9 protein-coding genes, 1 other RNA gene and 3 pseudogenes are annotated in these 14,549 nt (G+C 39.6%); 11 read left to right on the top strand and 2 right to left on the bottom strand.

Going from position 1 to position 14,549, the window contains the following annotated elements; all coding sequences use genetic code 11:
- Positions 1 to 65: 65 nt before the first annotated feature.
- Complete coding sequence (locus P4S65_RS09810) at positions 66 to 2,039, top strand: monovalent cation:proton antiporter-2 (CPA2) family protein (RefSeq protein ID WP_008133904.1); 1,974 nt, start codon at positions 66 to 68, stop codon at positions 2,037 to 2,039.
- 15 nt (positions 2,040 to 2,054) lie between these two features.
- Here the strand turns inward: P4S65_RS09810 and P4S65_RS09815 are convergent, their stop codons facing one another.
- Positions 2,055 to 3,200: a patatin-like phospholipase family protein gene (locus P4S65_RS09815; RefSeq protein WP_007376790.1), complete on the bottom strand. Its 1,146-nt coding sequence runs from the start codon at positions 3,198 to 3,200 to the stop codon at positions 2,055 to 2,057.
- Between the two features lie 239 nt (positions 3,201 to 3,439).
- Between P4S65_RS09815 and P4S65_RS09820 the strand changes: the two genes are divergently transcribed.
- The 6 genes from P4S65_RS09820 to P4S65_RS09845 all read left to right on the top strand — a co-directional run bounded on the left by P4S65_RS09820 (position 3,440) and on the right by P4S65_RS09845 (position 9,112).
- The gene (locus P4S65_RS09820) at positions 3,440 to 4,318 is read left to right on the top strand and encodes a DUF3014 domain-containing protein (protein WP_337120076.1); all 879 of its coding nucleotides are present in this window, start codon (positions 3,440 to 3,442) and stop codon (positions 4,316 to 4,318) included.
- 137 nt (positions 4,319 to 4,455) lie between these two features.
- Positions 4,456 to 4,552: signal recognition particle sRNA small type (gene ffs / locus P4S65_RS09825), an RNA gene on the top strand.
- A 409-nt stretch (positions 4,553 to 4,961) separates the two neighbouring features.
- Positions 4,962 to 6,086 carry a helix-turn-helix domain-containing protein gene (locus P4S65_RS09830; protein WP_337120077.1) on the top strand — a complete coding sequence of 375 codons (1,125 nt, stop codon included), beginning with the start codon at positions 4,962 to 4,964 and terminating at the stop codon, positions 6,084 to 6,086.
- 238 nt (positions 6,087 to 6,324) lie between these two features.
- On the top strand, positions 6,325 to 7,323 hold the full coding sequence (locus tag P4S65_RS09835) for a S41 family peptidase (protein WP_337120078.1): 999 nt from the start codon (positions 6,325 to 6,327) through the stop codon (positions 7,321 to 7,323).
- Positions 7,320 to 7,772 carry a hypothetical protein gene (locus tag P4S65_RS09840; protein ID WP_337120079.1) on the top strand — a complete coding sequence of 151 codons (453 nt, stop codon included), beginning with the start codon at positions 7,320 to 7,322 and terminating at the stop codon, positions 7,770 to 7,772. Before P4S65_RS09835 ends, P4S65_RS09840 begins: the two co-directional genes overlap by 4 nt.
- 503 nt (positions 7,773 to 8,275) lie before the next feature.
- Entirely contained in the window at positions 8,276 to 9,112 is an 837-nt protein-coding gene (locus P4S65_RS09845; protein WP_007376786.1) for a hypothetical protein, read from the top strand.
- Positions 9,113 to 9,180: 68 nt separating this feature from the next.
- Here P4S65_RS09845 and P4S65_RS09850 read toward each other — a convergent pair.
- Positions 9,181 to 9,581 (bottom strand): annotated as a pseudogene (locus tag P4S65_RS09850) (group II intron maturase-specific domain-containing protein); the annotation flags it as partial.
- A 3-nt stretch (positions 9,582 to 9,584) separates the two neighbouring features.
- On the opposite strand from P4S65_RS09850, the pseudogene P4S65_RS21900 reads away from it, so the two are divergent.
- From P4S65_RS21900 to P4S65_RS21905, 4 genes and pseudogenes are all read left to right on the top strand, one after another.
- Positions 9,585 to 9,718: pseudogene (locus tag P4S65_RS21900) on the top strand (transposase); the annotation flags it as partial.
- Positions 9,719 to 9,946: 228 nt separating this feature from the next.
- Entirely contained in the window at positions 9,947 to 10,744 is a 798-nt protein-coding gene (locus tag P4S65_RS09855; protein WP_337120080.1) for a hypothetical protein, read from the top strand.
- A gap of 626 nt (positions 10,745 to 11,370) precedes the next feature.
- Positions 11,371 to 12,660 carry a group II intron reverse transcriptase/maturase gene (gene ltrA / locus P4S65_RS09860; protein ID WP_337120081.1) on the top strand — a complete coding sequence of 430 codons (1,290 nt, stop codon included), beginning with the start codon at positions 11,371 to 11,373 and terminating at the stop codon, positions 12,658 to 12,660.
- Between the two features lie 285 nt (positions 12,661 to 12,945).
- A pseudogene (locus tag P4S65_RS21905) lies at positions 12,946 to 14,457 on the top strand (transposase).
- Positions 14,458 to 14,549: the final 92 nt, after the last annotated feature.

Genomic DNA, 14,549 nt, shown 5'->3' on the forward strand with positions numbered 1-14,549 from the left:
CGAAAAACAGATGGTTGCTATATTTAATGTAAGTCCCTTGGTTTAATTTAAGCGTGAGGTTCAGTTTGCAGAGTATTAATGTTCAATTTTTTGGCTTATTAGTTGTTGCAGTACTTTTTGTATGGTTTTTTAAGCGCATTGGATTGCCGCCTATTTTGGCGTATCTAGCAACAGGGGTTTTAGCTGGCAGCCATGGTATTGGTTGGATGGCACACACGCATGAAATCGACTTTGTGGCAGAGCTTGGTATTGTATTTTTGTTATTTAGTTTAGGGTTAGAGTTTTCTATTTCACGTTTAATGGCAATGCGCAATATTGTGTTTGGCCTTGGGTCACTACAAGTAGTTGTGACCAGCCTGATACTTATTGTTGTTTTATATTGCTTAAATTTCAGCTTATTAACTAGCTTTGCTATTAGTATCATTATGGCGCTTTCATCCACTGCCGTGGTGGTTAAGTTATTAAAAGAAACCGGCGAGCTAAACCAGCGTCGTGGACAACTAGCCGTTGGTGTATTGTTATTTCAAGATATAGCGGTTGTTCCCTTGCTTATTATTCTTCCTTTATTAGCATCTAGCGATTCACAAAGCATTAGTTGGGCGCTTGCTTTTGCATTAACTAAAGGCGCATTTGTTTGCCTATTGTTATGGGCTATAGGCAAATGGATACTGCCTAAAGTATTTAACGAAATAGCGCTAGTACGCACCGATGAGTTATTTGTGCTTACAACATTACTGGTTGCGTTATTTGCCGCGTTGCTAACATATATGTTTGGTCTATCAATGGCTCTTGGCGCTTTTTTAGCCGGTATGATGTTGGGCGAGAGTCATTACAGACACCAACTAGAGGCTGATATAAGGCCCTTTCGCGATATTTTAATGGGCCTATTTTTTGTAACTGTCGGCATGCAGCTTGATTTATTATATGTGTTTAGTAATGGCTTATTTATAATTGGTGCGTTACTTGGCTTATTAATTTTAAAAATAACCGTTGTTGCAATAAGCGCGCAGCTTATGGGGGAGCGAAGACAAGATGCATTGGCTTGTGCAATTATGCTTTGGCAAATGGGAGAGTTTGGTTTTGTACTTATTGCCTTAAGTGGACAACAGCAATTATTAACGAGTGATCAAACCTCATTTTTAATTGCATTGGGTGTACTTTCAATGGCCTTTACACCATTTTTAATTGATAAAACACCGCTTATTTTAAAACGTTTAGGCGTATTAAAACGCGCAAGTATGGGATGGGAAAATGAACCTAAAAGTAGCGCGCTTTATAGTAATCATGTTGTTATTTGTGGCTTTTCAAGAGTTGGGCAAACCATTGCGCGGTTTTTAAAGCCTGAGGCAATAGAATATGTCGCTATTGAGAGTAACCCAATACTCGTTCAAGAAGGTAAAGCCGCTGGAGAACCCGTAATATTTGGACACGTTAAACAAAAAGACATTTTAAAATGTGCAGGGGTAGAGCGTGCACGCTTAGTCATTATTACCTTTACTGAATTTGAGCAAACACAAATAGTAATAGACGCTATAAAGCAAATAGCGCCCGAAGTTAAAATACTTATACGCACGCGAGATGACAGTCAGCTCGAAAAGTTAAAAGAATTGGGGGTAACCGAAGTTGTGCCCGAAACTTTAGAAGCAAGTTTAATGTTAGTGTCGCATGTTTTATCTATGTCGGGTGTACCCATGAGCCGAATTGTTAGGCGTGTAAGTAAAGAGCGCCGTAATCGCTATAAATTTTTGCAAAGCTTTTTTTCCGGTGAGCACATTGATAGCGATGAAAATAATAGCGATAGATTAGAATACCTGCATGTTATAGCTTTGCCCGATAAAGCGTTTGCTGTAAATAAAAGTATTAGTGAGCTTAATTTAACAAAACGAAGAGTGTTTATAAAAGCGTTACGCAGGCAAGATCGCGAAATAGACGCTCCATCGGATCAAACCTTATTACTGGCTAACGATATATTAGTACTGCAAGGAAAACCAAGGCGCGTTGAGCGGGTAGAGCACTACCTGCTCGACGGAATAGAATAACGTTTCTGTTTGGGCTTAATCTAGTTCTAAAAACTTGCGTATCTCCGGTAATTTTTTCATACCGTCTTCATAACCAATTTGCATTAAATGCTGGGTGTAGCGTTTTTCAAACAATAGATAACTGGTTAAGCTCGATTGCGAATGTTTTTTTACACCTATGGTACGAAGCAATACTTTAATAGCCCATGGCATATCGTTGTAATACTGCGCTGCAATGGCATTAAAATTTTGCGAAGGGTTAATTACAAACGTATCAATTTGTTTAAGCTCTTGATGTTTATCGCGTGCAGGTAATAGCCCTAAGGTTCGGTTAATACGGTCCAAACGTTCTAAATCCGATTGCATAGTGTCGGTAAATACACTGTCGAGTAAATGTCCTGCGACAGCAGAAAGCCCTGGGTAATGCGCAGAATAACCCGGTGGGTGTAATTCTTTAGGTTGATCGACCCCAATAATAAATATTTTTTCAGCCCCTAAGTGAATCGACGGACTAAGCGGTGAAAGCTGATGTATAGAGCCATCACCAAAGTAATGGTTATAAATATTTACGCTAGGAAATACCATCGGAATGGCACTCGACGCCATTAAATGCTCAACATTAATGCGCGTAGCACGACCCTCGCGTTTAGCACGCTGCCAAGATGTTTGCGTATTAGATTGAAAAAATGCAACCGAGTCACCCGTTGTATAACTTGAGGCCGTAATAGACAGCGCATCTAAATAATTACGATGTAAATTGCGTTCAATGCGGTGTAAATCTAAAATTTCGTTTAATAAACTACGAAGAGGGCGATTATTTAGCAAGCTCGCAGGCGGGTGATTAATATGCTCTGACTGAAAGCTCGTTAAAATATTACGCGCAATATGACCAAACACACTTAAAAAGTCGCTTTTATACACCATAGAGGTTGAAAAGTTTTTCCAAACAGATTCGAGCTTTCGTACAGCCAAATGCGCACACGAGGCGTAACATGCTAACGCTGCAGAATTAATTGCCCCAGCTGAGGTGCCATTTATTACCCTAAATGGTAATGGAGCTGTACGCGGCATGCTATGAGCGAGTGCTTTTAGTACGCCCACTTGGTAAGCAGCACGTGCGCCACCACCTGTAAGTAACAAGGCTATTTTAGGTTTTTTGGGATCAACTTGCTTGATTTTCATATTGGTGGTTAAACTGTTCTACGTCTTTGCTTTATTTATTCACTGTAAGTCTTTAAGCTAGAAGAATCAAAGGATAACTGCCCTTATACTCATTACATTATTTAACTTTGCAATTTAGCGCTTAACCTTTGAGCTATTATTGCCGTGTTATTAAATGTCATAGTATGTGTGTCAGAATGAATTTAATCCACTTAGCGTATTCTAAGTGATATCGCATTTTAATTTTTTATGGAGTTCGTATGTCAGATAAACCAGAAGTGTCAGATGTTCAAAAACGTCCACCTAATAACAATCTTCTTTTTGCCGTTATTATTTTAATAGTCGTAGCATGCGCGGCTGCTTTCGTATTACTTAAACCAAGTGATGAAGAAGTAACACGCACAGAGGTAGAACCGCCAGCTAAAGAGCAGCCAATAATGGAGCTTAAACCAGAAATTGCTCCTATTATTGATACTCCTTCTGCAGTAAAATCAGAGGAACCTGAAGAACTTGAAGTGCCAACACAACGCCCTGTTGAGCCGGCCCCAAAAGTAGAACCATTAGTGACGCTTGACGAAAGTGACGCGGTGGTTGTTGCTAAAATGGATGAGTACTTAAGTGATTCTGTGATGAGCTTAATGGTAACCGACGATGTGATTCGCCGTGGTGTTGTATTTATAGATAACATTGCCCAAGGCAAAATAGCCAAAAAGCATACACCTGTTATTAAGCCAGAAGAGAGTTTTAGCGTAACAGAAGGGGATATTTTAACGATTGATCCTAATAGCTATGAGCGTTATACACCGTATGTAAAAGTATTCACCAGTATGAGTGCAGCTCAAGCAGTGCGTATGTACGAAGAATATAAACCGCTTATTAATAGTGCATATACTGAAATAGGTTATGGCGATGATGAGTTTAATCAAACCCTAACCGATGCAATTGATTTGTTACTTGATACGCCAGAACCTGAGGGCGACTTACCATTACTTCGTAATTCAGTAACATATCAATACGCATTTTCAGAGTGGGAGCAATTACCAGCCGCACAAAAACAACTTTTACGCATGGGCCCTGAGAACATGAAAAAAGTAAAAGCAGCATTACGTAATATTAAAACTCAGTTAGAGAGTAATTAATACGCATCAAAACAGCTAAATGCACCGCGATTGTATATGAAGTATGCAATCGCACTTTCTTTTAGATTATCCCTTGAATAACAGAGCAAAAGTAGAGATAATCCCCCCGCGCCAACCAAGGCCCTCAATGGTAGTCTTATTGGTCCTCTCGCAACACTAGCAGGCGAACCTGGTCAGGCCCGGAAGGGAGCAGCCACAGTTTGTGACGTGTGTGCCGAGATGTGGCTGGTAAGACTGCCACCCAAATTCCTCATTTGGGTGTTAAACCTCCAATCTAATTTAACCTAAAGCACATTAATAAAAATTTATTTTTTATTTCATTACCCATGCCATCACACACTTTAAAATAAACTCAGCAAGTTCTACTTAAATAACATACTGTAAAAGCAATTAAGCGTAGCAAGTTAGCATTCAATACAATCAGTGTCTTTGTATAGTAATTAATGGTCGATTTAGAGCGAACGGCGGACGGTCAAGAATTGTAAAGTATGAAGTCAAGATTTGATCTCGTTGGCTCTGTTTTCTGGAATCACCTCTACAGCTCAAACTGAATAAAATGTCAGACACAGCTAACAATAAGTTTAGCAATCTGCTAACCTAGCAACATTAAACATCTACCTAATTTCTATTTACAACTATCCCCATGCTGTTTATTTCCTTGCCAATGCAATATCTTCATGCCATCGGAACATTCCAAGGCATTTTATTAGCAGCAATGCTTTTGTTTAGTGCAGGCGTTAACAATACTGGGCGCATAATGGGCGTTTGGTGTCTTTTTCAAGCATTTTATTTCTGCAGCCCTTTGATTGTAGTGCATGCTGAGGATACTGTTTTTGCCAATTTAATTGGATGGGGCTACTTTGTTCCCGCCAGCTTTGGTGCATTTTTATATTTATATTTTCGGTCAGCGATAATTAAAAAGTCATTCCATTTAAAGGATGGTATTCACGCTACGCCTTTATTACTTTGTCTTCTCTTAAATATAGATTTTTTATTTTCTACCCCGACTGAAAAAATCAACATCGCTAATAACGCTTTACACAAAGAAAATATCCAACTGCTGACTCAGATTATTATGTTCGTACAGGCATTTTTTTATTTAGCATTGAGTGTCAAACTGATAACTAAAAGTGGACGCCATGCGCGTGACACGCTTTCCAACTTTAATCCCAAAATATTTACCTGGTTATGGATAGTATTAAATTTGTACGCAGGAATGTTGCTGACAGAAGCTGTCAGCACAATAATCGGTGCAAATTCTACTTTGGCTATTGCTAGTGATCTCATTGCCTTTACTTTGATATACAGCGTTTCGATGGCTCAGTGGCGTGAGCCAAACTTATTTGTCATTGGTAACTTGGGTGAAACTCCAGCGGAAGCACTCAACTCGACAACCAAGGCACAATGCTTCGACTCTAATACTAGAGCCAAATTATTAGAAAACATTGTTCAATATATGGAAGAAGAGCAACCTTATCTAGAAAGTGAACTTACCTTAGATGCGCTAGCAAGATATACCAACCTTAGTAGTCATCACTTATCTGAAATCCTCAATCAGCAAGCAAATAAGAACTTTTATCAATTTGTTAACGAATACAGAATAAAAACAGTCTGTTCTCAAATCTCTTCTAATCCAAAAGAGAGACTTATTGATCTAGCTCTATCTGCTGGGTTTTCCTCAAAAAGTACCTTTAATGCCGTTTTCAAGCAATTCAAAGGAATGACCCCAAGCCAGTATAGGAAACAACTGAAACTCGATAGTGAATAAGTGCGAACCGACCGAATCGCACGCCCAACTCGTCAAAATCAGACGCTTTTTCTCATGAACACCTCTTTAATACAGCTCCTAATCGCCGTGGATAAAACGTTTGGTGAATATTTATTAACCTCGGGTACGAGTAGCTACTTTTGCCGCTGTATCAAGCAAACTTGAAAATTATTTGCAAGTGGATAACAAGGTTCATCAGTCGATTTATATAGTGGAAAAGAGAAATGAGGACAAAAAATTGAAGAATATAATTTTAATTTTGCTTATTGCGTTTTTAGTTGGCTGCACTAGCTTGAATGAACCAAAGCCATTTGCAAAAAACACAATAACGCAAGAAGGTAATACTCAGACTAACCTGTCTTCATCTGGCAAGATAGTGAGCATTAAGGCATTAAAAAGCAACCTGACTGAGCTAAGTGAACGCCTTGATACGATCCACCCAGATCCGGGCTTTACTATGGATGTATCTGAAGTTAAATCGCAGATAGAATCCTTGTCAGAAGGTATAACTTCACCCATGACACATTATGAAGCATGGAAATACTTCTCTCAGCTGAATCCTTACTTTAAAGATGGACACATGCTAATTGCTTCGCCACAGCTTGATGAGCAATTTAAGAGCCACATTCAGAAAGGTGGTCGTCTATTTCCATTTGACGTAATGATAGATGCATCCCAACGTTTGCTTGTGGCGGAAACTCTTGAGGGCTATTCAGATATTAAAATCGGTGATGAGATTACCTCAGTCAACGGAGTTAGGGCATCAAAAATAATTGAAACTATGTTGGCAAGAATGTATGGCGACTCATTAGAGTTTAGGGCTGCTTTTACTGCCAGTCGATTTAACAAAATGTACTGGTTACTGTTTGGTAGTAGCAAAGATTATCAAATTGAGTTTATGCATAAAAATAAGCGCAAGCAATTATCTATAATGGGTGTCAGTGATGACCCAGAAAATCACAATGGTGGTGTGAGGGAATTTGTCCAAAGTCGAATACTAGACAATGACATAGGGTATTTGCGTGTCGATCGCTTTTTTTATTCTCAAGAACAAGAACAACCTTTTTTCACATTTCTAGATGAAACGTGGCTGGCGTTTAAAGATGCGAACGTCAAAGATGTGATTATCGACGTTCGCCACAACCCGGGGGGACCGATCACTATTGGCAGCAAGGTATTGCACCTTACATTGCGAGCAAGCCATTTCCATTTCTGTCAAACTTTAAAATTCGTATGACGGAACGAAATATTAAACTAGGACCTATTCAGGGTAAACAAGGTGAGATTATTGAAGGCACATTTAATCAATTAGTGCCTGTCGACGCGCATAAGGGTTTAAAGATACCTGGACGGGCATATTTACTAATGGGGCCGCTCAGTTATTCATCCACTCTTTTGTTTTTAACCTCACTACAGGACTCTCGACAAGCTGTCATTGCGGGTCACTCAAATGTAAGGTCTTGCACTACTGGGCGTATAGAAACTCATGTTTTGTCTGGTTCTAATTTAGAACTAACCATGCCGACACTTATCTTTACTCGCCCATCTGGAAAAGAGCATTGTCAGCAACCTATCGAACCAGATGTTTATTTGTCGAACCAAGTAATAAATTCGAATGAGGCAGTGAAAGACTTAGCAAAATACATTACCGCTAATAGGCAAACGACTATTAACACGCTCCAATAAATATGTCATAAAAGCTTATGACTGTTATATAAACTGAAATCGAATGGAAAATACTATGCAAAATATTGCGAATTTTCAGAAAGCCAGACAAATCCAGACGGGTCAGAATCCAGACTTTAGACGTTATACTCCTGACCGTCTGCAAATAGCACATTGTAGTGGTACAGTGATTTTGGCCACCCATTACTTGAAGGTAAGCCATGAATACACTCATTGAACAAGTAAAAACTGAAATAGTCTACAGTGGTTGCTTATCAAGCCAAATTTAGGTGTAATAAGGACATAATAAACGCTGAGCAATGCAGGGACAGCTTAGATACGATATACACGCCAATTAAATTGGCTAGATATTGGTTAGGCCATAAAAAGCAAATTCCCATAGCATAAACAACACCTACTCTGACACACCGAGCAGGTAGCGCCTCAGCCCAACAAGCGATTATGCAACACAAACTGCGTGTTGCATAAATACTAAAGTGTTATACACACAAGGAGAATTTGAATTGACCGAAAAAATTTATACTTTAACTAAAGCCGGGTTATGGGATTGGGTTAAGGCTATTTGTACTATTACTGTTGTAGGCGTTCTGTCTTACAAGGTGTATTTAACGCCTATTGATTTAACAGTAGACTTTCCAACATTACTTTCGCTTTTATTAGCATTATTTTCTGTAGCGTTAGCTGCTCTTTTTTACTTTAAAGCGACTGAAACCAGTAATACATTCTATGATAATACGAATAATTTCACTAAAAATATTGCTCAATTACTTGCTAAAATGGAGAGTGGCTTTGGTGAGAAATTGAGAAACCTCGATGAAGGTTACTCTTCAATGAGGGATTATTTACAAAACTCTCCCTCTATAAATAGTGAAATTAGTGAAACAAAAGAAAAAATTAAAGACGGAAAAGAAGAGATAGAAAAAGTCATAGAAGAAAGAAATGAAATTGTTAGTAATTTACTAGATAGAGCACAACTTCAAGAAGAAGAAAAAAGTCAAATTCTATCAAAATTAAAAGAAAAAGAAGATGAGCTATCTTCTTCTCAAAAAGAATTGAATAAAATGGGTAAAAGGTTACTCATGGATCGAATGCGTAAAAAAGAAGGCCGAGAGTTTGAAAAAGGATTCGAGGATTACACTTACAACAACATAATTCCTCAAATTGGAGAAAAAGTATTACTTACTTCTAGTACTACTCATGCCATGAGGCGTATCAACGACTTTTTGAGTGAACAACCTCGGGCCTATATCCGAGATTTAGAGGATAACGGCTATTTCGAAGATGGCATTACACTTTCTGGAGTGAATTTCTTTCAGAAGCTTGCTGAAATGCGTGTATAATCGGGTAGCCGGAGGTCTCTAACCTCCAGCCCCCACACCACCCATCATGCGGGTCCGCAATGGGCGGTTCATCTCCCGTAATGAATATTGATCCAAATATCTCTCAATGACACTAAACCTTGTGACGCTAAGTAATCATTGCCTAGCGCAATGTTAATTCCTTTTGTTTTTGAGCTTCGACAAGGGCCTTTACTGGTGATACCACAGGCTATGGCGAGTCGTTTGCTAACACCTAATTTCATTAAACTGCGTACTTTGGTACGAGGTTTTCGCCATTGCCGCCAGTAGCACATTCTTATCCTACGGCGGATCCAATGATCTAAATCCACCGTTAACTGATAAGTGTTGGCTATTAGGTAATGGTGTCCCCAGCCACGTAAATACTGCGTGAGTTTATGAATTTGTAGGGTCATTGAGATCCCCAGTTGCGGTTAGTGAGTTCTCTTACACTTGCTTTAAATTTCTTTAGCGGAATATTACAGTGAACAAAGGCATGAATAAATTGACCTTAAGGGGTCAAGCGAAAGTGAATGCCTTTAGTTTATGCTGCGGCAACTGTATTGCCTTGTTCATAATATAGAAAAGCTGCAAAACACGATGCATTAAGAAGGGGAGCCCTTTTACTCTAAATAAAAGCCACTCAAACACCCGTAATCCCTTCCAAAACGCCAATTAAAACAATATCAAACACTTCAATATTCTGCGTAAAAATACAGTAATCAATTGAACCAAAATAGGAACTCAGCTATGGTTGATTCATCAATAAAAATAAATAAAAAACGAGTTAATCTACAGGCTCGTTAGCATTGTCACATTTTAAATTGGGAATTGAGTATGACTGATGGAACTTTAGAAAAATTTAAATATAGAAGTGGTGCTCTATTAGCCACTTTAGTGCTTTTAATATTGGGTCTTGGGCTCTTGGTTTTGTATGCCTTCTCCGACAATAAATCATCAATAGAAGCATCGGTACTATCTCAATTATCTTCGGTATTTTTAATTGGAGGTGTTTGGGGTGGAATATACGAGTTGATACTCCGGCAGGAGTTCATAAAAGTTTTGGAAAAGAACTCCGATAAAATATTAAATAGACTATCAGCTATAGACCATGAGGAAGAGATTGGATTAACGCATTCTTTCGGATCGTCGGGTGCATACGATTACGGAGATATAATAAAAAACTCAGAAGTTCTGCGGGTTGTTTTGAATGATGGTAGAACTTGGATTTCCAATAATCTCCGGCATTTAGAGGAGCGATTTAAAGATGAGAAGAAGAAAACAACAATATTTCTTCAACACCCGGACTCAAATATGGTTGAGATTATCTGTAAGAAAGTCGGAAGTGATGAAAGTAGCTTTAGAATTAAAATCAGAGAATCAATAAAAATGATTCAAGAGATTTCTACAAAAGGTGATCACATTAGAATAGTTGGACACCACTACTTTAACCCCCAATCTACATTTTTAAGTGAGCACAGGGCGGTTGTCACCCCATACTACTATTCAAAAGCGAGAAAGACACCGCCTGTTCTTTGTTTCAAAAAAACATCTACAGATTGCTATTATTCTAGGCTTCGTCAGGATTTAAAGGCATTGGAGGCTGACTGTGAAGACTTGTGGGATTACGAATAATGCTAACAATGCGGTCAAATACGTCCGCTGAGCTCCCCGGACTCGCTATTGCTCGCCGTTTACTGCGGCGTTGGTGCGTCAAGCTAAGCTTGATCCATCTTGCAGGGTGCAAGTCCCTGTCGGGCAAGGTCTAACTAACCTCCTGTATCGAGTGTTGCGCCTTTGGCGGAGTGTGGGATTAGCAATTGCTTTTCAGTTATGAGGATAGCATCACACGAACAAGATTGGCGAAGCGTACACAGAGAATTATGTAGGCCATAGGGGTTATCGTGATCCTGAAGTGCTGATATCGCTCCGATAAATATTAGATCTGACTGACGAGGTTTGCAACGCCACCGAAGTCCATGCAAAACAGCCGTGTTAGTAAGGTTGTGGCGAGTCAGCGGAGTTTCAAAGCCGTGGCATGTATAAAGAGATGGTTTGAGAACTTGAGAGATCCAAAGGTGTTCCACAAGGATGGTGGTAGGAAAGCTTAACGAAAAGCAAAGCTAACGATGACCTTTTGGAAGTCAGATCAGCCCATAGTAGTCTGGGCAGGGGAAAGCCCTGTACATGGCGAAGGAGCTGACAGTTATATCGGGTACTAAGTCGACACATAGACCGGACAAAGTAGGGCTGGAAATATTATGACAACAACACTTAATACCCTTGCATTTAAAGCACATACTCACCCTAAGCACAGGTTTCAGAATCTATATGGATTGCTAGATGCCGCAAGCCTGTATGAAAGCTGGGGTCAACTCAATAAATTAGCCAGTCCGGGTATTGATGGCATTACGATGCCAAAATACAAGTCGACGTTAATTGAAAATATCGAACGTTTAAGTCAGCAACTCAAACAGAAAAGTTATCGAGTTAATGATATTAAACGCATCTACATCCCAAAACCCAATGGTAAAGAACGACCGCTAGGGCTTCCAACAGTTGATGACAAACTTGTGCAACAAAGTGTTAGTCAGATCCTGCAAAGTATCTGGGAGCAAGACTTTATGCGCAATAGCTATGGGTATAGGCCGAATAAAAGTGCACATCAAGCAGTACATAGCCTAACAATGAATCTTCAATTTAAAGGATATGGTTATATCGTTGAAGCTGACATTAAAGGCTTCTTCGACAACCTTGAGCATGAATGGCTGATGAAAATGTTAGCGTTACGCATTGATGATAAGGCAATGCTTAATTTAATCAACCAGTGGTTAAAAGCGCGGATAAAATCACCCGATGGCGTATTCACTAAACCATCAAGTGGAAGCCCTCAAGGTGGAATTATCAGCCCAGTGTTGGCTAATATATATCTGCATTATGCTTTAGATCTCTGGTTTGAAAAGAAAGTAAAGCCGAGGATGCGTGGAAGTGCAATGATGATCCGCTATGCAGACGATTTTGTTTGCGCATTTCAATTTGCAAATGACGCAGAGCGCTTTTATAAAGTGTTACCCAAGCGATTAAAGAAATTTAATTTAGACGTTGCGCAAGACAAAACCTCGCTAATGCGATTTAGTAGATTTCATGTTGGTCGAAAACGTCACTTTGTATTTCTAGGGTTTGAGTTCTATTGGGGCACAGATTCAAATGGTAAGCCACGACTTAGGCGACGAACGGCTGCGAAGAAGCAAAAGGCGACGCTGAGTGAATATTATCGATGGATCAAAGCAAGGTATTCATTAAAATTGAAAAGCTGGCTACCTCAATTGAGACGAAAACTGATAGGATTTAGAAATTACTTTGGTTTACCAGACAACAGCCGAAGCTTATCCACAATATATGACTATGTGCTACATAGTTTATATAAATGGTTGAACAGACGCAGTGGTCGACGAAGTTATAACTGGAGTAATTTCAAGAAGATGATAGGGTATTTTAACATTGAGAGTATCAAAGTCAGCAAGCGAAATATCTTTGTTGATTGGTACTAGGGTAGTGTGTTTTACACGAGTGAATATATAACTGAAGAGCCGGATGCGGTAGTTCCGCACGTCCGGATCTGTGTGGGGTCGGCCTAGCAATAGGTCGCTCTACCACGATAGGCTGTAGAATTACTCTTTTTAGGAACGTATTCTACTATTTCCAATTGATTGTTTTTTAACCTTGAATCCATCTGTTCGCTGTGATCTAATAGATATTATTCACCCATGGTAAACTGTTGTGGCACTTTTTTTAGGTTATAAGTCAAGCCTGACTTATCCTGTCAAAATAAATTCATTCCTATCAATTTCGCTGAGCAAATTTTGCCTGGCACATTTGAATATGCCCTTTGTTATATCGTCGAAAATAAACTCGATTTATCGGGATTTGACGGGTGGTATAACAACGACAAAACGGGCGCTGCTGCGTATCCGCCTTCAGTAATGCTAAAGATTATTTTATTGGGCTATGCACATGGTTTTATCAGTAGCCGTCGGATTGCAAAGGCTTGCGAGCATAATATTTTATTTATGAGTGTGTCGGGAGATATCCAGCCGCATTATACATCTATAGCGGGTTTTGTGGCTAAAATGCATAAACAGATTGAGCCGCTTTTTACGCAAGTGCTGATGATATGTGATGAGGAAGACTTGATAGGCCGCAACATGTTTGCCATTGATGGGTGTAAATTAAAGTCCAATGCGAGTAAAGAGTGGAGTGGCACATTCGATGAGCTAGGGCGTAAAAAAGCAAAACTAGAACGTGCAAGAAAACGTATTATTGAACGCCACCAATCACAAGATGGACTGGGCAAAGAGTTGATAACTCAGGACTTAAAACAAAAAGAAAAGCTGGATAAAAGTGCAGATAAAATCACCGAGTTCTTAGCCACTCACAAAGAAAAAACAGGCAGCAAAGGCAAGCCTGTTAAAAGTAATATCACCGACCCCGACAGCGCGAAAATGACGACCTCAAAAGGGACAATTCAAGGCTACAACGGCATCGCGATTAATGACGATAAACACCAAATACTTGCATTGGGTAAATAGCGGCAAGCTCAAGCATGGGGTTCAGTGGGCGAACAACAAACTCTGCAGCCAGCCGTTGCACAATTAAAACAGCAACTCGCTAAACTCAATACAGAAAAAATGGCAGATAAACACACCATTAAATTCACCGCAGACAGCGGGTTTAACAGCGAAGTGAACCTTGAATATATGGCGAAAAGTGGGTTCGATACCTACATTGCGGATAATCAGTTTAGAAAACGAAATCCGCTGTTTAAAGACAGCGAAACATACGAAACGGAGCAAGAAAAGCGCCGACTAAAACGCAGCAAAGGCAAGCCACGATTATTTACCTCAGATGATTTTCATTATAATGAAGCAACCCAAACTCGCCGCTGCCCCGCAGGCAATGCCATGTGGCGAAGTGGTATCAATGTAAAAAGCCACAACCAGCAATACACGCGATTCTGCGGTTATTTAAAAGACTGTAAAACGTGCCCGCTACAGCAGCAATGCATGCGAAAGCCACCCATTAAAACGGGGCGACAAGTACAGTTTATAAATAATGAATCGCACAAAAAGCTGAGCTATGTTGATAAGATGAAAGTAAAAATAGACAGCCCCATAGGTCGACGACAATACAGTAAGCGATTAGGCTGTATAGAGCCAGTGTTCGGTAATATCACAGTGAATAAAGGGATGAATAAATTGACCTTACGGGGTCAAACGAAAGTGAATGCGCAATGGCAACTGTATTGCCTAGTTCATAATATAGAAAAGCTGCAAAATACGATACATTAAGAAGGGGAAGTCCTTTTAACCTAAAATAAAGCCACTGAAACACCCGTAAATCCCTCCAAAACGCCAGTTAAAACAATACCAAACCAGCTTTT

Origin of the sequence: Pseudoalteromonas sp. B131b, from assembly GCF_037162545.1 — a bacterium.
GTDB classification, from domain to species: domain Bacteria; phylum Pseudomonadota; class Gammaproteobacteria; order Enterobacterales; family Alteromonadaceae; genus Pseudoalteromonas; species Pseudoalteromonas fuliginea.